Annotated in this window: 20 protein-coding genes; 8 read left to right on the top strand and 12 right to left on the bottom strand. The window is 68.7% G+C overall.

Annotation, left to right across the window (positions count from 1 at the left end):
• The first annotated feature begins 103 nt into the window (after positions 1–103).
• Positions 104–1,195 (top strand): DUF3866 family protein, encoded by a 1,092-nt coding sequence (locus ACYVK3_RS18175; protein ID WP_460498753.1) that lies wholly within the window; start codon positions 104–106, stop codon positions 1,193–1,195.
• A gap of 6 nt (positions 1,196–1,201) precedes the next feature.
• Here the strand turns inward: ACYVK3_RS18175 and ACYVK3_RS18170 are convergent, their stop codons facing one another.
• From ACYVK3_RS18170 to dop, 6 genes are all read right to left on the bottom strand, one after another.
• Positions 1,202–1,417, bottom strand: a complete 216-nt coding sequence (locus ACYVK3_RS18170) for a hypothetical protein (protein ID WP_460498839.1) — start codon at positions 1,415–1,417, stop codon at positions 1,202–1,204.
• Between the two features lie 8 nt (positions 1,418–1,425).
• Positions 1,426–2,784, bottom strand: a complete 1,359-nt coding sequence (gene pafA, locus ACYVK3_RS18165; protein ID WP_460498752.1) for a Pup--protein ligase — start codon at positions 2,782–2,784, stop codon at positions 1,426–1,428.
• 262 nt (positions 2,785–3,046) lie between these two features.
• Positions 3,047–3,823: a proteasome subunit alpha gene (prcA, locus tag ACYVK3_RS18160; protein ID WP_460498751.1), complete on the bottom strand. Its 777-nt coding sequence runs from the start codon at positions 3,821–3,823 to the stop codon at positions 3,047–3,049.
• Between the two features lie 15 nt (positions 3,824–3,838).
• Positions 3,839–4,621: a proteasome subunit beta gene (gene prcB / locus ACYVK3_RS18155; protein ID WP_460498750.1), complete on the bottom strand. Its 783-nt coding sequence runs from the start codon at positions 4,619–4,621 to the stop codon at positions 3,839–3,841.
• 212 nt (positions 4,622–4,833) lie between these two features.
• Positions 4,834–5,049, bottom strand: a complete 216-nt coding sequence (locus ACYVK3_RS18150) for a ubiquitin-like protein Pup (protein WP_241377976.1) — start codon at positions 5,047–5,049, stop codon at positions 4,834–4,836.
• A 256-nt stretch (positions 5,050–5,305) separates the two neighbouring features.
• On the bottom strand, positions 5,306–6,811 hold the full coding sequence (dop, locus tag ACYVK3_RS18145; protein WP_460498749.1) for a depupylase/deamidase Dop: 1,506 nt from the start codon (positions 6,809–6,811) through the stop codon (positions 5,306–5,308).
• Between the two features lie 141 nt (positions 6,812–6,952).
• On the opposite strand from dop, the gene ACYVK3_RS18140 reads away from it, so the two are divergent.
• Positions 6,953–8,122, top strand: coding sequence for a PP2C family protein-serine/threonine phosphatase (locus tag ACYVK3_RS18140; RefSeq protein ID WP_460498748.1), 1,170 nt, complete (start codon positions 6,953–6,955; stop codon positions 8,120–8,122).
• A 126-nt stretch (positions 8,123–8,248) separates the two neighbouring features.
• On the opposite strand, the gene arc is transcribed toward ACYVK3_RS18140, so the two are convergent.
• The gene (gene arc, locus ACYVK3_RS18135) at positions 8,249–10,030 is read right to left on the bottom strand and encodes a proteasome ATPase (RefSeq protein ID WP_460498747.1); all 1,782 of its coding nucleotides are present in this window, start codon (positions 10,028–10,030) and stop codon (positions 8,249–8,251) included.
• Positions 10,031–10,145: 115 nt separating this feature from the next.
• Here arc and ACYVK3_RS18130 point away from each other — a divergent pair, with 115 nt between their 5' ends.
• Complete coding sequence (locus ACYVK3_RS18130) at positions 10,146–10,436, top strand: ferredoxin (RefSeq protein ID WP_460498746.1); 291 nt, start codon at positions 10,146–10,148, stop codon at positions 10,434–10,436.
• A 12-nt stretch (positions 10,437–10,448) separates the two neighbouring features.
• Here ACYVK3_RS18130 and ACYVK3_RS18125 read toward each other — a convergent pair whose 3' ends face one another.
• From ACYVK3_RS18125 to ACYVK3_RS18115, 3 genes are read right to left on the bottom strand one after another with little or no spacing between them, the layout of a single operon-like run.
• Entirely contained in the window at positions 10,449–11,369 is a 921-nt protein-coding gene (locus ACYVK3_RS18125; protein WP_460498745.1) for a tRNA (adenine-N1)-methyltransferase, read from the bottom strand.
• Position 11,370: 1 nt separating this feature from the next.
• Positions 11,371–12,474: a zinc metalloprotease gene (locus ACYVK3_RS18120; RefSeq protein ID WP_460498744.1), complete on the bottom strand. Its 1,104-nt coding sequence runs from the start codon at positions 12,472–12,474 to the stop codon at positions 11,371–11,373.
• Positions 12,475–12,485: 11 nt separating this feature from the next.
• Positions 12,486–13,265 (bottom strand): class I SAM-dependent methyltransferase, encoded by a 780-nt coding sequence (locus tag ACYVK3_RS18115; RefSeq protein ID WP_460498743.1) that lies wholly within the window; start codon positions 13,263–13,265, stop codon positions 12,486–12,488.
• Positions 13,266–13,345: 80 nt separating this feature from the next.
• Between ACYVK3_RS18115 and ACYVK3_RS18110 the strand changes: the two genes are divergently transcribed.
• From ACYVK3_RS18110 to ACYVK3_RS18090, 5 genes are all read left to right on the top strand, one after another.
• The gene (locus tag ACYVK3_RS18110) at positions 13,346–14,176 is read left to right on the top strand and encodes a RecB family exonuclease (RefSeq protein ID WP_460498742.1); all 831 of its coding nucleotides are present in this window, start codon (positions 13,346–13,348) and stop codon (positions 14,174–14,176) included.
• Between the two features lie 65 nt (positions 14,177–14,241).
• Positions 14,242–15,489 (top strand): sensor histidine kinase, encoded by a 1,248-nt coding sequence (locus ACYVK3_RS18105; protein WP_460498741.1) that lies wholly within the window; start codon positions 14,242–14,244, stop codon positions 15,487–15,489.
• Entirely contained in the window at positions 15,486–16,157 is a 672-nt protein-coding gene (locus ACYVK3_RS18100) for a transcriptional regulator (protein ID WP_460498740.1), read from the top strand. Before ACYVK3_RS18105 ends, ACYVK3_RS18100 begins: the two co-directional genes overlap by 4 nt.
• A 249-nt stretch (positions 16,158–16,406) precedes the next feature.
• Positions 16,407–17,189, top strand: coding sequence for an ABC transporter ATP-binding protein (locus ACYVK3_RS18095; protein WP_460498739.1), 783 nt, complete (start codon positions 16,407–16,409; stop codon positions 17,187–17,189).
• Positions 17,190–17,191: 2 nt separating this feature from the next.
• Positions 17,192–19,732: an ABC transporter permease gene (locus ACYVK3_RS18090; RefSeq protein ID WP_460498738.1), complete on the top strand. Its 2,541-nt coding sequence runs from the start codon at positions 17,192–17,194 to the stop codon at positions 19,730–19,732.
• A 67-nt stretch (positions 19,733–19,799) separates the two neighbouring features.
• On the opposite strand, the gene ACYVK3_RS18085 is transcribed toward ACYVK3_RS18090, so the two are convergent.
• Together ACYVK3_RS18085 and ACYVK3_RS18080 are read right to left on the bottom strand one after the other, a co-directional pair.
• Positions 19,800–21,248 (bottom strand): sugar porter family MFS transporter, encoded by a 1,449-nt coding sequence (locus tag ACYVK3_RS18085; protein ID WP_460498737.1) that lies wholly within the window; start codon positions 21,246–21,248, stop codon positions 19,800–19,802.
• A 110-nt stretch (positions 21,249–21,358) separates the two neighbouring features.
• Positions 21,359–21,757: a carboxymuconolactone decarboxylase family protein gene (locus ACYVK3_RS18080; RefSeq protein ID WP_460498736.1), complete on the bottom strand. Its 399-nt coding sequence runs from the start codon at positions 21,755–21,757 to the stop codon at positions 21,359–21,361.
• Positions 21,758–22,469: the final 712 nt, after the last annotated feature.

The raw sequence follows: 22,469 nt of genomic DNA, 5'->3' as shown, positions 1-22,469 counted from the left end.
CCAAGATTATGCCCTCGGGCGCGGCGGCGCCACGCAGGCCGCGCTCCGGTGACGCTCGCGAGCCATGGGCCGCCCGCGCGGAGCCGCTTGATAGTGTCCGGGCGTGATCAGATGGCGATACGGCACCGTTCGCGCAGTTCGCGGCGGCTGGAGTGGCTGCACCGAGCTGGAGGTCGACGTCGAGTCGCGCGAGGGCGAAGCGGCCTTCTCGTGCCGGGCTCTGGCCTATGACGAACTGGTGGGGGCCCCGCGCGAGGGCGACCGGGTCCTGCTCAACTGCAACGCCATCGCCAAGGGGCTCGGCACCGGCGGGTACGCGCTGGTCGTGGCCGTGCCCGACCGGCTCCCGGCCGACGTCGACGCCCCGGGGCACATCGTCAAGGCCCGCTACACGCCGATGCAGGCTATGCGGCTGGCCGTCGACGAGGACGACTCGCCGCACCGGGCCGCCGTGGAGGCGTGCGAGGGCCTGGGCGGGATGCCGGTGGTCGTCGCCGACCTGCACTCGGCGCTCGCGCCGGTGCTCGCGGGGATCGGTGCGACGGCGCCCCACGCGCGGGTCGCCTACGTCATGACCGACGGCGGTGCGCTCCCGGCGTGGTTCTCCCGCCAGCTCGACCAGCTCTCGGACCGGCTGTGCACGGTCGTCACCGCCGGCCAGTGCTTCGGCGGGGCCTTGGAGGCCACGAACGTCCACAACGCGCTCATTGCCGCCAAGGTGGTCGGCGGGGCCGACATCGCCATCGTCGCCCAGGGGCCGGGGAATCTCGGCACCGGTACCGTCTGGGGGTTCTCGGGGACGGCCGCGGGCGAGGCCGTGAACGCCGCCTCGGTGCTCGGCGGCCGCCCGGTGGCCTCGCTGCGGATCTCCGAGGGCGACGCGCGCGAGCGGCACCGCGGCGTCTCGCACCATTCGATGACCGCCTACGGGAAGGTCGCGCTCGCCGGGGCCGACGTCCCGGTGCCCGACGAGCTGCCGGCCGAGCTGGAGGGCAAGATCAAGTCGCAGCTGGCCGAGCTGCCCGACCGGCACCGGCTCGTCGAGATCGACTGCTCGGGCCTGGCCGAGGCGATGGAGGCGCTGCCGGTGCGGCTGTCGACCATGGGCCGCGGGCTGGAGGGCGACCGCGTGTACTTCATGGCCGAGGCCGCCGCGGGACGGCACGCCGCGCTCTTGGCGTTGGCGCGGGACTGAGCGGCGCTACAGCACGAACAGGACGAGGATCCACAGGGCTATCACGCCCGCCAGCGCGAGCGCGAGCACCCACGTGGGGACCGTGTACTCGCCGCGGCGGTTGCGCGCGATCTCCTCGCGGATCCGTTCGGTGCGGCGGTGGTAGGCCTCGACGGGGTCCCACATGCCGCGGCGCCGCTCGGGGCCGCGGCCTTCGGGCCGCTGGGAGTCGGGTTGACTCACTGCTGTCCTCACATACTGGCGATGAGCTTGTCGACGCGCTCGTCGCGGGAGCGGAACGGGTCCTTGCACAGCACGGTGCGCTGAGCCTGGTCGTTGAGCTTGAGGTGGACCCAGTCGACGGTGAAGTCGCGACGCCGCTCCTGGGCCTTGCGGATGAACTCGCCGCGCAGCCGCGCGCGCGTGGTCTGCGGCGGGACCTCTTTGGCCTCGAAGACCTCGACGTCGTGGGTGAGGCGCTCGGCATCGCCGCGGGCCTCCATCAGGTGGTGCAGGCCGCGGCCGCGACGGATGTCGTGGTAGGCCAGGTCGAGCTGGGCGACGCGCGGGCTGGAGAGGGCCAGGCCGCGCTTCTCGCGGTAGCGCTCGATGAGCTTGAGCTTGGCGACCCAGTCGATCTCGCGGGCGACCGAGTCGAGGTCGCCGGTCTCGACGGCCTGGAGGACCCGCCCCCACAGCTCGAGCACGCGCTTGGTGACCGCGTCGGCGCCGCGCTGGTCGACGAAGTCCATGGCCTTCTCGAGGTATTCGCGCTGGATGTCCAGCGCGGAGGCCTCGCGGCCGGAGGCGAGGCGGACCAGGCGTTTGCCGGTGGTGTCGTGGCTGATCTCGCGGATGGCCCGGATCGGGTTCTCCAGGGTGAGGTCGCGCATCGTCACGCCGGTCTCGATCATTCGCAGCACGAGGTCGGCGGAGCCGAGCTTGAGCATCGTGGTGATCTCGTTGATGTTGGAGTCGCCGACGATGACATGGAGGCGCCGGTAGCGTTCGGCGTCGGCGTGCGGCTCGTCGCGGGTGTTGATGATCGGCCGCGACCGCGTGGTGGCCGAGGAGACGCCCTCCCAGATGTGCTCGGCGCGCTGGGACAGGCAGTAGCGCGCGCCGCGAGGCGTCTGGAGGACCTTCCCGGCGCCGCAGATGAGCTGGCGGGTGACCAGGAACGGGATGAGGACCTCGGCGAGGCGGCCGAACTCGCCGTGGCGGCTGACCAGGTAGTTCTCGTGGCAGCCGTAGGAGTTGCCGGCCGAGTCGGTGTTGTTCTTGAACAGGTAGATGTCGCCGGCGATGCCCTCGTCGTGGAGGCGCTTCTCGGCATCGATCATGAGGCCCTCGAGGATGCGCTCTCCGGCCCGGTCGTGCTTGACGAGGTCTTCGACCGAGTCGCATTCGGGGGTGGCGTATTCGGGGTGGCTTCCCACGTCGAGGTACAGGCGGGCGCCGTTGCGCAGGAACACGTTCGAGGAGCGCCCCCAGCTGACGACGCGCCTGAATAGGTAGCGGGCCACCTCGTCCGGGGAGAGACGGCGCTGTCCCCTAAATGTGCAAGTGACCCCGTATTCGGTCTCTAGTCCGAAAATGCGCCTGTCCATGTCGAAACCCTACCCCTATTCGTATGAGGAGAACACCCCTCGCGATCAAACGATTCCGGACCGCGACGGGCACTATGGAATTTAGTCGACACCTGCCGGTGACGCTGGTCGAGCCATGCGGCGACGACCGTCCACTTGAGTGGGACCGGTAGACGGCCGTGCCTGTCTCGATCCCGGTTCCGGTCGCCGCCGACCTTCCAGTGGTTCCCCGCCGCCGGGCCGCGAAAACGCGACTCGGCGGCGGGGACCGCCGCAGGGCTCGTCAGGACTCGCTCGGCTCGGCGCCGCCGCCGGGGGTCTCGGTCTCGTCGGTCTCGTCGGTCTCGTCGGATGCGGCGGCCTGTGCGCTCGGCATGAGCGCATCGAGGGCGGCGCCCTCGATGCGGCGGAAGGCCCGGCCCGGGCGCGCGCGTTCGAGCACCGCCACTTCCATCACATCGGTGGTGAGCTCGCGGGGCGAGCCGTTGTCACCGCCGGAGGTGAGGGCTCGCATCGCCAGCGCGAAGGCGTCGGCCAGCGGCGCGTTGAAGTCGTGGCCGTCCTTGAGGACCTCGACGAGCTGGTCGGCCTGGCCGCCCATGGCGAGGCAGCCCGGTTCGTCGAGGATCGAGCCGTCGAAGGTGAGCCGGTACAGCTCGTCGGCCTCGGGCGCGGGCCCGACGCCGGCGACGCAGATCTCGACCTCGAACGGCTTGGTCTGCTCGGTGAAGATCGCGCCGAGCGTCTGGGCGTAGGCCTTGGCCAGCGACGCCGCGGTGACGTCGCGGCGGTCGTAGGAGTAGCCGCGCAGGTCGGCCATCCTGACGCCGGCGGTGCGCAGGTTCTCCAGTTCGTTGTACTTGCCGACGGCGGCGAAGCCGATCCGGTCGTACAGCTCGTAGAGCTTGTGCAGGGCCGTGGAGACGTTCTCGGCGACGAAGAGGACCCCGTCGGCGCACGAGAGCACCACGACGTTGCGCCCGCGTGCGATGTTCTTGCGGGCGTACTCGGACCGGTCCCGCATGATCTGCTCGGGACTGGTGTAGAACTGCATTCCCATGTCCGTGATCCTCTCTTAGCCGTAGGGGTTCTCGGTGCGGGACGCGATGACCGCGCGCGCGACTTCGGCCACCGCGTCCTCGTCGACGCGTTTGGAGCCTTCGGCTGTGGCGGTCATGACGACCGGGTAGAGGTCGCGGGTGGGGTCGGGTCCGCCGGTGGCGGAGTCGTCGTCCGCGGCGTCGTAGAGCGATTCGACGGCGAGTTTGATCGCCTCGGCGTTGTCGATGCCTCGCTGGTAGCGCTTCTTCAAGGCGCTCTTGGCGAAGATCGAGCCCGATCCGATGGAGTCGAAGTCGCGTTCTTCGTAGATGCCGCCGACGACGTCGTAGCTGTAGATCTTGCCCTTGCCGTCGTCGGTGTCGAAGCCGGCGAGCAGGGGGACCACGGCGAGGCCCTGGAGGGCGATGCCGAGGTTGCCGCGGAGCATCGTGGCGAGACGGTTGGCCTTGCCGCTCAACGTCAGCGGCGCACCCTCGATCTTCTCGTAGTGCTCCAGTTCGACCTGGTAGAGCTTGACGAGCTCGATGCCGAGCCCGGCCGTGCCGGCGATGCCGATGAGCGAGTAGCCGTCCGCGGCGAAGACCTTCTCGATATCGCGGCTGGAGATGTAATTGCCCATTGTGGCCCGGCGGTCGCCCGCCATCACGACGCCTTCATCGGTCTTCATCGCCACGATGGTGGTGGCGTGCCCGCTGATCTGGGCGTAGTCTCCTGGCGGCAGTGGCCGTCTGCCTGGCAGCAGCTCCGGGGCGGCCTGGATGAGGAACTCCGAGAACGAGGAGGTTCCAGCCGTCATATACGCGCTCGGTAGCTTGCCTGGGAATCCTTCACCTGTCACGACTTGACCTCCCTATTTCCCTATTCAAAAGCGCGGCCCGCTCGATGGCCTGTCGGGCCGGAGGGCCGTCGATGGTATAGAGCACCTGGTGCACCGTGCCGAACGACGCATCGATGATCGTCCGCGGCAGGCGCACCAGGCAACCCTATGTCCATTGGCAGGGGGCCTGCTTACTGGCCGCCCTTTTGCACGAACGAGCGGACGAATTCCTCGGAGTTGGTCTCCAGGACGTCGTCGATCTCGTCGAGCAGGTCGTCTACTTCTTCGGTGATCTCTTCGTGACGCTCGGCAATCTCGGGGTCGACAGCGGCCTCTGTGGCCTCGGCATCCGTGTCCTGCCGTGACCGCTGCGACTGCGACTGCCCGCCGGAGTCTTTCGCTGCCATCGCTTTTCCCTTCTACCTTTGACCGACTGTGCCTAAACCGTACCGCGAAGGGACGACACCACGCCAGATTCGGCGCCGTACCCGCCCGTAATCTTCCGTTTCCGACACTCGGGGCACACCGGGGCGCGGCCACGCAGTGCGATCGCCAGACTACCGCTGACCAGGTACGCAAGTGGCGCCGGTCACGTTACAGGGCGATTCGGCGGGGTTCGCCTGGGCGGCGAATATACGCCGTGGGCGAACAAGCGGCGATCGGCTATTCGGCGGTGATGATGTCGAGGAGGTCCTTGGCGGCCTCGCAGCGGTCGAACAGCTCCCCCACGTGCGCCTTGGTGCCTCTTTCGGGCTCCATCATGGGCACCCGCACCAGGGAGTCCGCGCCGACGTCGAAGATCACCGAGTCCCACGAGGCCGCGACGACCTCGGAGGGGTAGCGGGCCAGGCAGCGGCCGCGGAAGAACGCCCGCGTGTCCGATGGCGGCTCGACCATGGCGTCCATGACCTCGGCGTCGGTCAGGAGGCGCCGCATCTTGCCGCGCTTGACCAGCCGGTGGTACAGGCCCTTCTCCGGTCGCACGTCGTGGTACTGCAAGTCGATCGCCTGGAGCTTGGAGGCGCCCCAGTCGAGATCCTCCCGATCGCGGTAGCGGTGGAGCAGGGCGAGCTTGGCGGGCCAGTCGAGCATGTCCTGCAGCTCGAACGGGTCGCGCGCCAGCGCGTCGAGCACGTGTGCCCACTGGTCGAGCACCTCGCGCGTGTCGGGGTCGGCGTCCTCGCCGCAGTACGCCTCGGCCTGCTCCAGAATCGACTGTTGCAACTCGACCGCCGTCATGCGCTTGCCGTTGCGCAGCTCGATCTTGTGCTTCAGGCCCGGGTCGTGGCTGACCGCGCGCAGCTCCGCCACCGGCTCGCTGATCGCCAGGGAGCCGTCGAAGGCGCCGGACTCGATCATCGACAGGACGATGGAGGCGGTCCCGACCTTGAGGAACGTGGCGTACTCGGCGAGGTTGGCGTCGCCGATGATGACGTGCAGGCGCCGGTAGCGCTCGGCGTCGGCGTGCGGCTCGTCGCGGGTATTGATGATCGGCCGCTTCAGCGTCGTCTCCAGGCCCACCTCGACCTCGAAGAAGTCGGCGCGCTGGGAGATCTGGAAGCCCGGCTCCGAAGCGTCCTGGCCGATGCCGATCCGCCCGGCCCCGCAGAACACCTGGCGCGTGACCAGGAACGGCGTGAAGTGGGCGACGATGTCGGCGAACGGCGTCTGTCGCGACATCAGGTAGTTCTCGTGCGCGCCGTAGGAGGCGCCCTTGTTGTCGGTGTTGTTCTTGTACAGGTTGATCGCCCCGATGCCCGGCGTGTGGGCGGCCCGGTGGGCGGCCTCGGCCATGGTCATTTCACCGGCCTTGTCGAACAGCACGATCTCGCGCGGGTTCGTGACCTCCGGCGTGGAGTACTCGGGGTGGGCGTGGTCGACGTACAGCCGCGCGCCATTGGTGAGGATGACGTTGGCCAGCCCGGTGTCCTCGTCGGCCAGGTTCTCGGCCGGGTCGTACAGGGCGCCGGTGTAGGTGAAGCCGCGCGCGTCGCGCAGCGGCGTCTCCTCTTCGTAATCCCACCGCGCCCGGCCGCCCTTGGACAGCTCCGGCCGGGCGGCGTAGGCGTTGACGATCTGGGATGAGGTCACCATCGGGTTCGCACCCGGCTGACCGGGCACACTGATCCCGTATTCGATCTCAGTGCCCATAATGCGGCGTACGGTCATGCCTTCGAGCGTAGTCCGTCCTGGGCCCGATCGGCTCCTTGCGCCCGCTTCCAATCCAAATTATGCGCAACAGGCGGGCGCGGACCTGGGGAATTCTCAATCGGCCTTCCCGATCCGGCACTGCCGCATACGATCAGCCCGATGGGGAGAATCAAGGAGGCGCAGGACCAGGCTTTCACCCGCGCGTACCTGCCGCACGAGAGCCCGTGGTCGCGGATCACCGGCGGCGATCCACGCTCGGTGCTGTGGCTGCGCCTGCTCCCCCTGCTCGCGATGACCCCGCTGGCCCTGTTCGCCATCGACGCGCAGTTCCTGCGGTACACGTACCTGATCTTCACGTTCCCGGCCTTGACCGCGCTCGTGAACGGCCCGATCGCGACCCTGATCGCCGTGCTGGCGGTGGCCGGGCTCGTCGCCTCGGGCAAGGATGCGCTCGGACTGGTGGAGCTGCCGGCGAGCAGCTGGCTCGACGTCGTGGCCGTCCTGTCGGTCGGTTCGCTGTCGATCCTGCTCGCCTGGATCAGGGACCGGGTGGTACTTCGGCTGCTGAACATGACGAGCGTCGCCGAGACCACGCAGCTGGCGATCCTGCCCGAGCTGCCCGACCACGTCGGCAGGCTCCAGGTCGCCTCCTCGTACCGCACCGCCGAGGGCAGCCCTGGCCTGGTGGGCGGCGATTTCTTCGACGTCCAGTGCACCGACCACGGGGTGCGGGTCGTGATCGGCGACGTCCAGGGCCACGACCTGAGCACGGTGCGCATCACCGAGGCGATCCTCGGGAGCTTCCGCGAGGGCGTCCTCGACGACCCGGACCTGACCGCGCTGGCCTCGCGCCTGGAGCGGCGGGTGGCCCTGGACAACCTGGAGCGCGGCGAGTGGGAGCACACCTTCGCGACGGCAGCGCTCATCGAGATCCCGCCGGGCGAGCACACGGTGCGGGTGATGCTGTGCGGGCACCCGGCGCCGCTGCTGGTGCACGAGCGATCCGAACCGCTGTCGCCGAAGCCGCGCCCGCCGCTGGGTCTGGCCGAGTTCGCGCCGACCGCCGCCGAGGTGCTCGAGCGGCCCCTGGCGACCGGGGACTTGGTGTTCGCCTACTCCGACGGGCTGGTCGAGGCGCGCAACCGGGCCGGCGAGACGTTCCCGCTGCTGGAGCTGATCGACCGCCACGTTCGGGAAGGCGACCGCGATCCGCACCGGCTGCGCTCGGTGCTGCGCCAGGACTTCCAGTCCGGCGGCTACATCCGCACCGACGACTCCTCGCTGCTGATCCTGCGGGTGGGCCTGGACGCCGATCGGCCGGCGGGCTGAGCCGCCGGCCGATCGCCTCACTCGTCTCGGGTGCGAGCGCCGTTACATACTGCGCTTCGCTACAGACTGTCCCCCTTGTACCTTCCGCTTCGCTCCAGACCGCGCCTTCCGGTACCTTCCGCTTCGCTACAGGTACTGCCCGGTGTTCGACACGGTGTCGATGCTGCGTCCGGAGTCGGAGCCCTTGCCGGAGACCAGCGTGCGGATGTAGACGATCCGCTCGCCCTTCTTGCCGGAGATCCGCGCCCAGTCGTCGGGGTTGGTCGTGTTCGGCAGGTCCTCGTTCTCCCTGAACTCGTCGACGGTCGCGTCGATCAGGTGGGTGAGCCGCAGACCCTTGGACTCGTGGGTCAGGAAGTCCTTGATCGCCATCTTCTTGGCCCTGGCCACGATGTTCTCGATCATCGCGCCCGAGTTGAAGTCCTTGAAGTACAGGACCTCCTTGTCGCCGTCGGCGTAGGTGACCTCCAGGAACCGGTTCTCCTCGACTTCGGAGTACATCCGCTCGACGACCGCCTGGATCATGGCGTTGACGGTGGCGTCGCGGTCCTTGTCGTGCTCGGCGAGGTCCCCGTCGTGCAGCGGCAGGTTCGTGGTGATGTACTTCGAGAAGATCTCCTTCGCCGACTCGGCGTCGGGCCGCTCGATCTTGATCTTGACGTCCAGGCGGCCGGGCCGCAGGATCGCCGGGTCGATCATGTCCTCGCGGTTCGAGGCGCCGATGACGATGACGTTCTCCAGGCCCTCCACGCCGTCGATCTCGCTGAGCAGCTGGGGGACGATCGTGTTCTCCACGTCCGAGGAGACTCCGGATCCGCGGGTGCGGAATATCGAGTCCATCTCGTCGAAGAAGACGATGACCGGCATGCCCTCGCTGGCCTTCTCGCGCGCCCGCTGGAAGACCAGGCGGATGTGCCGCTCGGTCTCGCCGACGTACTTGTTCAGCAGCTCGGGGCCCTTGATGTTGAGGAAGTAGCTCTTCGAGGAGGCCTCCTCGCCGCGCATCTCGGCGACCTTCTTGGCCAGCGAGTTCGCGACGGCCTTCGCGATGAGCGTCTTGCCGCAGCCGGGCGGGCCGTACAGCAGCACGCCCTTGGGGGCGCGCAGCTCGTGCTCGCGGAACAGGTCCGCGTGCAGGAACGGCAGCTCGACGGCGTCCCGGATGAGCTCGATCTGGCCGTCGAGCCCCCCGATGTCGTAGTAGTCGACGTCGGGCACTTCTTCGAGGACGAGCTCTTCGACCTCGCTCTTCTGAATGCGCTCGTAGGCGTAGCCGGCGCGCGGCTCGATCATGATCGAGTCGCCCGCTCGGAGCGGCTGGTTCATGAGCGCGTCCGAAAGGAGCACGACGCGCTCCTCGTCGGCGTGGCTGGTGACCAGCGCCCGATCGGGCGGCCCGCCGTCATTGGTCTCGATGAGCTCCTTGAGCGTCACCACCTCGCCTATGCGCTCGTAATTGAGCACTTCGACGACGTTCATCGCGTCATTGAGCAGGACTTCCTGTCCGCGTTCGAGCTCGTCGGCGTCGATCGACGGCGCGAGCGCGACGCGGAACTTCCTCCCAGAGGTGAAGACGTCGACAGTGCCGTCCTCACGCGCTCCGAGGAACACGCCGTATCCCGACGGCGGCTGTGCGAGCCGGTCGACCTCCTCTTTGAGCGAGACGATCTGCTCGCGGGCCTCCTTCAGTGTCGCCACGAGCCGTTCGTTCTGCTCCGACAGTCGATCGATCTGGGATTGGGCGGCGGCGAGCCGCTCTTCCAGAATATGGACGTGTCGGGGCGTTTCAGTGAGTCGACGGCGAGCCGCGGCCAGTTCCTCTTGGAGCTCTTCGACCTGTCCTGACAGTTCGTCGTGCTCTGAGTCCCGGCCCAGTCCCTGTCGACGGTCATCGTTGCTTCGTGCCACGGATCACACCTCCCGAGTGAGGGTCCTCCTCCAACCGTAACCGGCTGGGGACGCCAATAGTAAGACTCGACACCGACATTGCGCTACATTCTCGGCGGCAATTAATGTGGGGGGCATGGCTGAGGAACGTGAACTCGAAGTGTCGATCGACCAGGACGCCTGCACAGGAGACGGTTTGTGCGTCCAATACGCCCCCGAGGTGTTCGAGTTCGACATCGACGGACTGGCCTACGTCAAGGACGCGGACGGCGAGCTGTTGACCACGGAGGGTTCGCAAACGCGGGTGCCCGATCGCCTGCGTCTGGACATTGTGAATGCCGCTCACGATTGCCCGGGCGAGTGCATCTACGTTCGCGACCGCGCCGAGCAGACGCTCGTGGCCGGGCCGGGCGCCGAAGCCGAATAGGACGATCCGGCGTCAGGAATCCGACTCGGCTTCGCCGGCTTCGCGGGCCTGCCGGGCGTTGCGCTCGCGCAGGGCCTGCTGCCCCTTGGAGGGCTTGTACTTCCGCGTCGGGGCGACGGTGCCGGGCGCGAGGCGGCGCGCGCACACCAGGAACGCGGTATGAGCGACCATCCGGTGGTCGGGCCGCACGGCCAGGCCCTCCAGGTGCCAGCCGCGCAGGAGCGTCTCCCAAGCCTCGGGTTCGGTGAAGGTCCGGCGCTCGCGCAGAGCCTCGACCAGTTCGGACATCTGCGTGGTGGTGGCGACGTAGCCGATGAAGACGCCGCCGGGCCGCAGGAGCCGCTCGACGGTGTCGAGGGCGTCCCAGGGGCTGAGCATGTCGAGCACGATGCGGTCGACCGGTTCGAGTTCGGCCTCGGCGACGTCGCCGACGGTGAGCGTCCAGTTGTCGGGCGCCTTGCCGTACCAGCCGGCGACGTTCTGGCGGGCGATCTCGGCGAAGTCCTCCCGCAGCTCCCAGGAGTGGACGTGGCCGCTCGGCCCGACCGCGCGCAGCAGCCAGTTGGTCAGGGCCCCCGAGCCGGCGCCGGCCTCGACGACGCGCGCGCCGGGGAAGATATCGCCGAAGGTGAGGATCTGAGCGATGTCCTTGGGGTAGATGACCTGGGCCCCGCGCCGCATCGAGAGCCCGTAGTCGGGCAGGAGCGGGCGCAGCGCCAAGTAGGCGGTACCGCCTGAGGAGGTGACGGTGACACCGTCGGGCCGGCCGATGAGGTCGTCGTGGAGGATCTGGCCGCGATGGGTGTGGAAGACGCCACCGTCGGCGAGGGTGATGGTGGCCTTGCGGCCCTTCGCGTCGGTCAGCTGGACGCGGTCGCCCGCCTTGAGCTCGTCTGCCACGGTCGCATTCTCCTTCGGATAGGCCCGGAGCATCTTAGCGGAGGGCTTTCACCACGTCGGCGGTGTGGAGGAGCCCTGTCAGACGGCCCTCATCGAGCACGAAGTACTCCTCGGCCCCGCTGTGCCCGATGGCGTCGATCAGTGCCTGGCCGCGCAGGCCCGCCTCGATGGCGGGGATCACCCGGGCCGAGCGCAGCAGCCCGTCGAGCGGCATCGACGCGACCCGGCCGGGCGGGACGGCTTCGGCCGCGGCACGGTCGAGGACGCCGACGGGCCGCTCGGCCACGGCGACGACATCGCGCCCGTCGGCGGCCGCGAGCGCTTCGCCGAGCGTGGCGGTGGCGGGCACGACGGCGACCGGCCGGGCCAGCGCGGCGGCGTCGAGGCCGTTGATCTTGGGCCCCATGCCACCGGCCTTGATCGCCGAGCTCGCCCCGCGCCACAGTTCGACGGCGACCAGGGCGAGCAGAGCGAGACCGAGCCAGCTGAACCACCCGCCCGCGAACAGCCACAGACCCGCCCCGGCGGTGGCGACGGCGACCAGGCGCCCCGCCCAGCCGGCGAGACGGTAGCCGGTCCACCGGTCGCCGGTGGCGGCCCAGACGCCCGCCTGAAGGGCCTTGCCGCCGTCGAGCGGCAGTCCGGGCAGGAGGTTGTAGACGGCGACGAGGACGTTGGCGACGCAGACCTGGAAGCACAGCTGCCAGGCGAGCGAGCCGGGTTCGGTGATGATCAGCGCGCCGAGTCCGGCGGCACCGAGCGCGGCCGAGACGGCCGGCCCGGCCAGCGCGATGGCGGCGGCCGTGCCGGGCCGGGGCGCCTCGCGTTCCATCTCGGTGAAGCCGCCGAGCGCGTCGAGGTTGATCCGGCGCACGCCGATACCGGCGCGCAGGCTGACCAGGGCGTGGCCGAGCTCGTGGAGGAACACCGAGGCGAGCAGGGTGAGCGCGAAGAGGGCGGCGACGAGGTAAGCGCTGCCGTCGCCGATGCCGGGGACGGAGCGGTGGACGATGGGGGCGTACACGGCGACGACCATGGCGGCCAGGAGCAGCCAGGTGTAGCCGAGCACGACGGGAATGCCCCGGACGCGGCACAGGGTGAACCCGGAGCTGCGGAACGACAGCGCGTTGGTCGACATCGCGCGCAATGCTACGCGAGGGGCCCGGACGGTCGGTTCGGGCGCACTTTGCAGGCGTAGGTGGCGTAGGGCATGGCGAAGGTCTCGCGTCCGGCCAGTTGCGGGTGGTGGCGGAGCAGGTCCTCGACGTCGGCGACGAGCGCTTGTCGACGCTCGGTGCTCGCGGTGAGATACGGGGAGCGGGACTGGACGAGGCGGACGAGGCCGGATCCGTCCATGGGCTTGTCGTGGCGGAAGACGCGCACGTCGGCCTCCCGGAAGTGCGGGCCGAAGAAGCCCGGCTCGGTGGCGTGGATCGCGGTGAGCTCGCCTTTGGAGGGGCCGATGATGTCCACGAGCGCCGCGACCCAGTCGACGCTCTCATCGCGGACGTTCCAGATCGGGGCCAGGACGCCGCCGGGGCGCAGGACGCGGCGGCACTCGGGCAGGGCCCTGTCGCGGTCGAACCAGTGGAAGGCCTGTCCGGCGACGATCGCGTCGGCCGCGGCGTCGGGCAGCGGCAGACGCTCGGCGGGTCCGCAGAGGGAGGCGGCGAGGCCGGGGCTGGAGGCGATGAGCTTGTCGAGCATCTGGCGGTCGGGTTCGACGGCGGTGACGCGATGGCCCTGCGCGAGGAGGCCGCGGGTGAGCAGGCCGGTGCCGGCGCCGACGTCGACGACGTCGACCGGGTCGCTGCCGAGCATCCATGCGAGCGCCTCGGGCGGGTAGTCGGGGCGGACGGCGTCGTAGAGGTCGGCGGCCTGCCCGAAGGAGCGGGCGTGGTCGTCCGGGGGCCGCTCGTCGCTGTGCATGCACCTAACAGTACACGCGTTATGTGAGGTGGGCGGGAGCGGCCTCGCGCGCACCGGTGCCCGCGTCATAGGCTAGAGGGATGTCGCAGGCCACCCGACCGACCCAGCTCTCACCCTCGCGCGCCCTCGACTTCCAGCAGTGCCCGCTGCTGTACCGGTTCCGGGCGGTCGACCGGCTGCCCGAGCCACCCTCGAAGGCGCAGGTGCAGGGGACGCTGGTCCACTCGGTCCTGGAGCGCCTGTACGAGGTCGAGGCCGGCCGGCGCACTCCCGAGGAGGCGTTGGCGCTGATCGAGCCGGAGTGGGCGAAGCTGCAGACCGGCGCCGACGTCACCGAGCTGTTCAGCGGCCTGGACGACGAGTCGTCGTGGATCCGGGGCGTGCGCCGCCTGGTGGAGACCTACTTCAGCATGGAGGACCCGACCCGACTCGAGCCGTACCGCACCGAGTGCCTCGTGACGACCACGCTCGACGACGGCACCCAGCTCAAGGGCTTCATCGACCGCGCCGACGTCAACGGCGACGGCCTGGTGCGCCTGGTCGACTACAAGACCGGACGCCGCCCTCCCGAGCGGTTCTCCGAGAAGCCGATATTCCAGATGAAGTTCTACGCGCTCGTGTGGTGGCGCACGCGCGGGACGGTCCCGAAGCTGCTGCGGCTCATGTATCTGGGCGACGGCCAGTTCCTCGACTACTCCCCCACCCAGGCCGAGTTGGAGCGCTTCGAGAAGGGCCTCAAGGCGTTGTGGGCGACGATGCGCGAGGCGATCGCGACCGGCCAGTTCCGGGCGCAGAAGTCCAAGCTGTGCGACTGGTGCGCCCACCAGCGGTTGTGCCCCGAGTTCGGGGGCGAGCCGCCGAACTATCCGCTGACGACCGTCCTCCCTGGCCTGGAGATGCCTCCTACTTGAGGCGGAGGCGATTGTCGTCCTCGCGTTCGATGAGGACGGCCGGTACAGCCGATACGGTATAGAGCGTGCAAGCCGCTTCCCGTCTCGGATACCTGCGAGTCTTCCTACGCGAACACCCGTTCACGGCTGACGTGATATTCACGGCGGCGCTGTACGCATGCACCGCCCTATCGCTCGCCGCCGTCATCGCCGCGGCCGGGCCTCCCGCCGAGTACGGCTGGACCGGGGCCGCCTGGACGGCGGTCGGGATGGTTCCGATCGCCTTTCGCCGGAAACGGCCGTGGGGCGCGGTGGGCATGGTCATCGCCGTTCTGGCATTGGCGACGCTGCTCCAAGAGCCGTGGTTGATCGGCGACAACGGCCTGTCATGGATGATCCTCACCTATACCGCGGCGGCGCACCGTCCGGTGGGCCGCGCGCTCGCCGTCACCGCTGCCATCTGGGTCCCGGTCAGTCTCTGGCTGTACTTCTACTTCTGGCCCGAGCTGCTCGGCATCGACGACGCCCTGGGCCGGCTCAGCCTCACCCTGCTGAACTTGATCATCGTCATCACCACGTTCTTCGTCGGCTGGGTGATGCGCAATCGCCGCATGAAGATCGAAGAGCTCTCCGACCGTGCCCGGATCGCCGAGCAGAGCCGGGAGGCCCTCGCGGAGCAGGCCGTGGCCGACGAGCAGCGTCGGATCGCCCGCGAGCTGCACGACGTGGTCGCCCACCACATCTCCGTCATCGGCGTCATGTCCGAGGGCGCCAAACGGGTGCTGCGCCTCGACCCCGACGCGGCCGAGGAGGCGCTGACGACGGTCAACCAGACCGCCCGCACCGCACTGCGGGAGATGCGCGACATCCTCACGGTTCTGCGCAACGGCAACGACGAGTCCCAGAACGCCCAGCTGGAGCCGCAACCCACGGTCGACTCGCTGCGCGCGCTCGTCGCCCAGACGAAGGAGGCGGGTCTGCCGGTGCGCTACAGCGTCCACGGCGAGGAGTATCCGCTGCCCACCGGCGTGAGCCTGGCGGTCTACCGGATCGTGCAGGAGGCGCTGACGAACACCATCAAACACGCCGGGCCGAAGGCGAAGGCCGGCGTCGTGGTCGACTACGGTGAACGGGAGTTCAGGGTCTCCATAGGAGATTCAGGCCGGGGCGCACCGGTCACCTCGGACTTCAGCGGCGGCCACGGCATCATCGGCATGCGCGAGCGCGCCACCCTCTACGGGGGCACGCTCCAGGCCGGTCCGCAGGCCGGCGGCGGCTACCTCGTCGAAGCCCGGTTCCCCAAGAACGCCCACCTCCAGGGAGTGAAGCCATGAGCGAGCGTCCGATCCGGCTGCTGCTGGCCGACGACCAGCAGCTGCTGCGCGCCGGGTTCAAGATGGTGCTCGGCGCCGAGCCCGACATCGACATCGTCGGCGAAGCCTCCGACGGGGTCGAGGCGTTCGAGCTCACCCGGCGCCTGGTGCCCGATGTCGTCCTCATGGACATCCGCATGCCGCGGCGCGACGGCGTCGCCGCCACCGCCGACATCGTCGAGGCGTCACTCAAGACCAGAGTGCTGGTGCTGACCACATTCGACCTGGACGAATACGTCGTCGGGGCACTGCGAGCCGGCGCGGCCGGCTTCCTCACCAAGGACGCCCCGGCCGCTGACCTGGTCGAGGCCATCCGCACCGTCCACCGTGGCGGCGCCGTGGTCGCACCGCACATCCTCTCGACCCTGCTCGGCCGCTTCGCCGAGCACCAGCGCTCGAGGGACGACACGACCCCGGCCCTGCTCCAGGCGCTGACCGCACGCGAGAAGGAGGTCCTGATGCTCCTGGCCAAGGGCCTGACCAACGCCGAGATCGCCGACGCGCTCACCGTCGGGGAGACCACCGTCAAGACACACGTGGGACACCTGCTCACCAAGCTCGGCGTGCGCGACCGCGTCCAGGCGGTCGTGCTCGCCTACGAGAGCGGCCTCGTCCGGCCGTCCCGCTGACCGGCGCCGCCCCCAGTCGGCACGACCCGGCGCGAGTAGTACTCCGGTACTCGTTCCTACGACTCAAGTCGGACCTCGAGACCGTTCTCAAAGCGGATGCGTGCGTCGGAGCGGTCGCCTAGGGTCGAACCATGATCATGAAGTACCACGATGCTAATTGACATCATGTATGATGTCATAATCTGTTGCATCGATGTCACTTAACTTCATCCTTCGGAACACCGCCACCGCATCGAAAGAGAGAGCGTCGTGTCCACCGCATCCCCCGTAAAGACCACCGCCGTTGCCGCTCAGGGCGTATGGAAGGCCTACGGCTCCGGCGAGGCGCAGGTCGTCGCCCTCCGCGATGTCTCCGTCGAATTCGCCTCCGGAGCCTTCACCGCCATCATGGGCCCCTCGGGCTCGGGCAAATCGACGCTCATGCACTGCCTCGCCGGCCTCGACACGACCGACCGCGGCACCGTCACGATCGGCGACTCCACCATCACCGGACTCGGCGACAAGGCACTCACCAAGCTCCGCCGCGACAAGATCGGCTTCATCTTCCAGCAATTCAACCTGCTGCCCACCCTCACCGCCGAAGAGAACATCACCCTCCCCGCCGCGATCGCCGGCCGCAAAGCCGACCCCACCTGGGTCAAGCGCATCATCGACACCCTCGACCTGAGCGACCGCCTCGACCACAAACCGACCGAGCTGTCCGGCGGCCAACAACAGCGCGTCGCCTGCGCCCGCGCACTCGCCGCCCGACCCGAAGTCGTCTTCGCCGACGAACCCACCGGCAACCTCGACACCCGCTCAGGCGCCGACGTCCTCAAATTCCTCCGCACCAGCGTCGACGAATTCGACCAGACCATCGTCATGGTCACCCACGACCCCAACGCCGCCGCCTACGCCGACCGCGTCATCTTCCTCGCCGACGGCCAAGTCGTCGGCGACATGAACAACCCGACCGCCGACGCCGTCATCGACAAGATGAAGCGCTTCGAGAAGCTCGGCCTCGACGCCATGGCCGAAGGGCGGGCCTTCTAGCCATGCTGCGAGCGACCCTCAAGGGCATGGCCGGCCGCAAGGCGCGCCTCGCCCTCACCAGCCTCGCCATCGTGCTCGGCTCGGCGTTCATCGCCGCGGCGCTGGTGCTCACCGCCTCGATCGAGGCCACCGTCAACGACCTCAACGCCGACTCCTACGAAGGCGTCGACGCGCTCGTCCAACCGGTCGAGCCGGAGACGCGGGGCGAGCGCATGGTGCGCGACGGCGTCTCGGCCGAGACCCTCGCGGCGGTCGAGGCCGCCGACGGCGTCGAGCGCACCAGCACCACCGTCAACTGGATGGTCAGCGCCATCGGCGACAACGGCAAGGTCGTCGGCACGCTCGCGCCGACGATGGCCGTGAACTGGGACGACGAATCCACCGACCGTCAACTGCGCGAAGGCCGCGAGCCGACCGCCGACGACGAGGTCGCCGTTTCGGCGCAGTTCGTCAACGACGCCGGCCTCGGCCTCGGCGAAACGGTCACGGCGTACTCGCTCGCCACCGACAAGACCGAGTACGAGATCGTCGGCGTCTACGGCTATCCCGGCGGGCGCGACTCGATCGCCGGCGCCACCGAACTCGCGTTCACGACCGCCGAGGCCCAGCGCCTCGTCTTCGACGGCGAGGACGTCTACACCGCCGTCGCCGTCCATGCCGCCGACGGCACGAGCGTCGACCGGCTGCTCGACGAGCTCGCCGCCGTCGTCGGCGAGGAGTCCACCGTGGTCAGCTGGGAGGAGTACAACGCGGAGGCCAACGCCGAGACCGCCGAGACGGTCGGTGTCATCGGGAACTTCCTGCTCGGCTTCGGCGCCGTCGCCGTGTTCGTCTCGGTGTTCCTCATCGCCAACACCTTCTCCATCGTGATCGCCGGTCGCCTCAAGGAGATCGCGATGATGCGCGCCATCGGCGCCGGCCGGGACCAGATCGTCCGGTCGGTGCTCGCCGAGGCGCTCATCCTCGGCTCGATCGCCTCGGTCGTCGGTGCGGCGCTCGGCATCGGCGGCGGCGTGGCGCTCACGAAGCTCGCCTCGAGCGCGCTGCTGGGCACCGCGACCGTGGCCCTGGCCGTCCCGCTCTCTGCCGTGATCGCCGCGCTCGCGGTAGGCATCGGCGTGACGGTGCTGGCGGCGCTGGTCCCGGCGGTGCGGGGCTCGCGGGTCCCGCCGGTCGAAGCGATGCGCGAGGCGGTCAGGGCGGACAAGCCGATCACCGGCCTCACCGTGACCGGTGCGATCGTCGCGCTCGTCGGCGCCGGACTGATCGCGCTGGGCCTCACCGAGCGGCTCGGAGACCAGAATCTCACCGGCGCGGCCATCGGCGCCGGGCTCGTGTTCATCGGCGCGACCTTGCTGACGGCGTGGCTCTCGCGGCCGCTGGTGGGCCTGCTCGGGCTGCTGTGGTCCTGGAACTTCTCGGGCAGGCTGGGGCGGCGCAACGCGGCACGCAACCCGCGGCGCACCGCGGTCACGGCGGCGGCGCTCATGATCGGCGTCGCACTGGTGACCGCCACGGCGACGCTGCTGACGAGCGTCAAGGAAAGCATCGAGGCCTACTTCGGCGACACGGTGAAGGCCGAGCTGTTCGTCACCGGGCCGGTGACCTCGCCGGTGGCGCCGTCGTTCGATCCGGCCAAGATGGACGAGATCCGCGACGTCGACGACGTCGAGGCCGCCGTGGAGCTCTACTACGATCCGTCCGACATCGACGGCACCGAGCAGTACGTCAACGCCACCACCGACTTCGACGGCATCATCGGCCTGTTCGGCGGCGAGGTCGCCGAAGGGTCCATCACGGATCTGGGTGAGGACGAGATCGCCGTGAACGCACACGCCGCCGACAGCCTCGGAGTGGGCGTCGGCGACACGGTCACGGCGACGTTCAGCCGCGGCACCGAGACCCACGAGTTCACGGTGGCGGCGATCCTGGTCGACAACGAGAACACCGACGGCTGGTACGTCTCTTCGGTCCACGCCGACGAGTTCTACACGACGAAACCGACGACGGCGCTGGTGGACGTGGCCGACGGCGGCGACGTCGAGGCGGTCACCGCCGCGCTCGAGCGGATCCTCGCAGACGAGCCGGAGGTCTCGGTCCAGAACCACGGCGAGTACGTCGCACAGTTGACGGTGCTCTTCGACTTCGCGATCATCGGGATCCAGCTGCTGCTCGGACTCGCGATGGTGGTGGCCGTGATCGGCGTGATCAACACGCTGGTCCTGTCGGTCCTCGAACGCACCAGGGAACTGGGGATGCTCAGGGCGGTCGGCATGACCAGGGGCCAGATGACGCGGATGGTCACCGTCGAGAGTGTCACGATCGCGCTGTTCGGCGCGCTGCTGGGCATCGGCGTCGGCATCGGCCTGGGCTGGACGCTCCAGCAGGCGCTCAGCGACACCGGCGTAGAGGTCTTCGCGCTGCCGACGGGCCTCATCATCGGCTACCTCGCCGCGGCGGTCCTCGTGGGCCTGCTGGCGGCCATTGCGCCGGCGGTGCGCGCCTCCAGGGTCAATATCTTGGGCGCGATCGCCTACGAATAGGCGTTGCCGACCGGAAACCAGGGAGAGCGAGGGGGCGGTCCAAACGGACCGCCCCCTCCTCGTCGCATCAGCGGGCAGGTTTCGCTGTTCCGACTCGGGCCAGGTTCTCCATGTCCTCGAGCTCGATGTGCTTGGTCTCGGGGACCCACCTGAACACGAAGACGATCGACAGTAGCGCGAAGGTGGCGTACAGCCCGTAGGCGAGGCCGAGGCTGGTATCGGCGAGCCCGGGGAACGTGGTGGTGACGACCCAGTTCGCGAGCCATTGCGCGGCGGCGGCGATGGCGAGCGCCGAGGCGCGGATGCGGTTGGGGAACATCTCGCCGAGGAGCACCCACACCACCGGGCCCCAGGACATCGCGAAGCCGACGACGTAGAGGTTCGCGGCGATCAAGGCGAGCACGGCGCCGGTGCCGGTCAGGTCGGGTTCGCCGTCGACGATCGGCGCGGTCGCGAAGATCGCGGCCATCGAGGTGAGCGTGACGAGCATGATCGACGACCCGGTGAGCAGCAGGCGTTTACGGCCGACCTTGTCGATGAGCATGATCGCGACGATGGTGGCCAATATGTTGAACAGCGAGTTGATGACACTGGTGAGGAAGGAGTCGCTCTCGGTGAAGCCGACGGCCTGCCACAGCGTCGTCGAGTAGTAGAAGATGACGTTGATGCCGACGAACTGCTGGAAGACCGACAGCAGGATGCCGATCCACACGATCGGGAGCAGTCCCAGGCGCGGCCCGCGCACGTCGGCGAACCTGATGGGCTTGTCGCTGTGGAGCGAGTCTTCGATCTCACGAACGCGGAAATCGACGTCGCCGCCGACGTAGCGCTTGAGGACGCCCTTGGCCTTGGCGACCTGACGCTTCGCGACGAGATAGCGCGGCGATTCGGGAATCTGGAGGGCGACCATGAAGTAGATGAACGCCGGGATGGCCTCGGCGGCGAACATCCAGCGCCAGGCGGTGCCGCCCCAGGGGGCCGCCTCGCTGGCGCCACCCGAGACCTCCTGGATGACGTAGTTGATCAGCAGGGAGGTGAAGATGCCGGTGACGATCGCGAACTGCTGCAAGGAACCGAGGCGGCCGCGCAGGTGCGCGGGGGCGATCTCGGCGATGTATGCGGGGGCGATGACGCTGGCGGCGCCGACGGCGAGGCCGCCCACGACGCGCCACACGGTGAGGTCGAAGGGCCCGGTGGCCAAGGAACTGCCGAGCGCGGAAACGAAGAAGAACACCGCCGCGGTGAGCATGACCTTGGTGCGCCCGAAGCGGTTGGCGATGGCACCGGCGAACCAGGCGCCGACGACGCAGCCGAGGAGCGCCGATGACACGACGAAACCGATTGCGACCGATGAGATCTCGAACCCGTCCTGGAGTGCCGAGACCGTGCCGTTGATGACGGCCGTGTCGTAGCCGAACAGGAATCCTCCGAGAGCCGCCGCCACCGACACGAACACCGCGGCTGCTGGGCTGGCTGGGGGTTTGGCGTCAAGCAGTTCTTCGTTCTCTGTTGCCATGCTTCATCTCCCGTATGCGACTGGGTGGCACCGCACTCGGGAAATCGTAAGCCTGTTTGCAGTTACTAGTACTGAAATGCCGTAATCTCCGCGCGTTACGAGGCGCATTGTCACGCGAGATGGGAGTCGATCCGCACGTCGAGCGCCCGTAGGATCCGTGCCACAGCGATATAGGTGGCGCCGGTGACAGTGAGCTCGGTCTGCTCGACGGGGCTGAAGTGCGCCCCGAGGAGATCAGCGTCGAGCGCCGCACCGTTCCCGAGGTGCTCGGCGTAGGACAGCACGACGGTCTCGGCGTCATCGAAGCAGTCGGCCTCCGACCACCGATCCAGGTGCTCCAACTGCTCCTCACTCAGGCCGGCGGCACGCGCCATCGGGAGGTGGTGGGCGAGTTCGTAGGTCGAGCCCTCGATCTGGGCGAGGCGGCAGATGAGCAATTCCCGCAAGGCCCGAGGGACTTCCGCCTCGTACCGGACGGCATGGACGAGGTCGAGGAGGGGCGCCAACATCGCGGGCGCATGGGCGAGCGAGCGATGCAGGTTGATGGGGTCGCGCCCGACTTCGGCTAGTCGCCGACGGACCGAGTCCGGCAGCGGTGTGACCGGAAGGCGTGAGATCGGTTCACTGTACACTCGTGTGACCTGTCTAACTTGTGATGCGTGTTACGAGCTATGCATCGATGTGCGACAATGGTTATAGAGGGCAAACCCGTCCCACCGAGCCTGCAACGGAGGAGGCCAAGTGAGCACGTTCTTCAGTGTCGCTGGAGCTGTCGGAGTCGCTATCCTACTCGTCAGCGTGTCATTGATCGCGTTCTTGGTGGCGGGAGCCATCTTCGGCGTCGGAGCCGGAATCTACAAGCTCAGAGACGTGCTGTCCACCTCCTGAGCAACCATAAGCCAAACAGTCAGGGCCGCACCCGAACGGGTGCGGCCCTGACTGTTGCTGACTGCATGCCCGCAAGCCGCGGGCCGGGCGAAGTGTGCGGAGAAGCCGCAATGCCCCTCGGGCACCTCGACGGCGTCGCCCTGGAGCCGGTTCCTTCCAGCGGCGCCGAGCTCAAGGTGGCCTCTTGCGGGGTCATGTCAAATGAGAACGTTGCAGGGTGGCAAGAGTGATCGATGAGACGGACATCTGGTCGGTGATGATGTTCTGGTTCGGGTGTGTGTCCGGGTGGAACGACAGCAGCCCGCCGGCGGTGCCGGCGGGCTGCTGTACTCG

This window comes from Glycomyces tarimensis, assembly GCF_054776215.1.
Note: the sequence above shows the minus strand (reverse complement) of the source record. Positions and strands in the feature narration are given on the sequence as shown.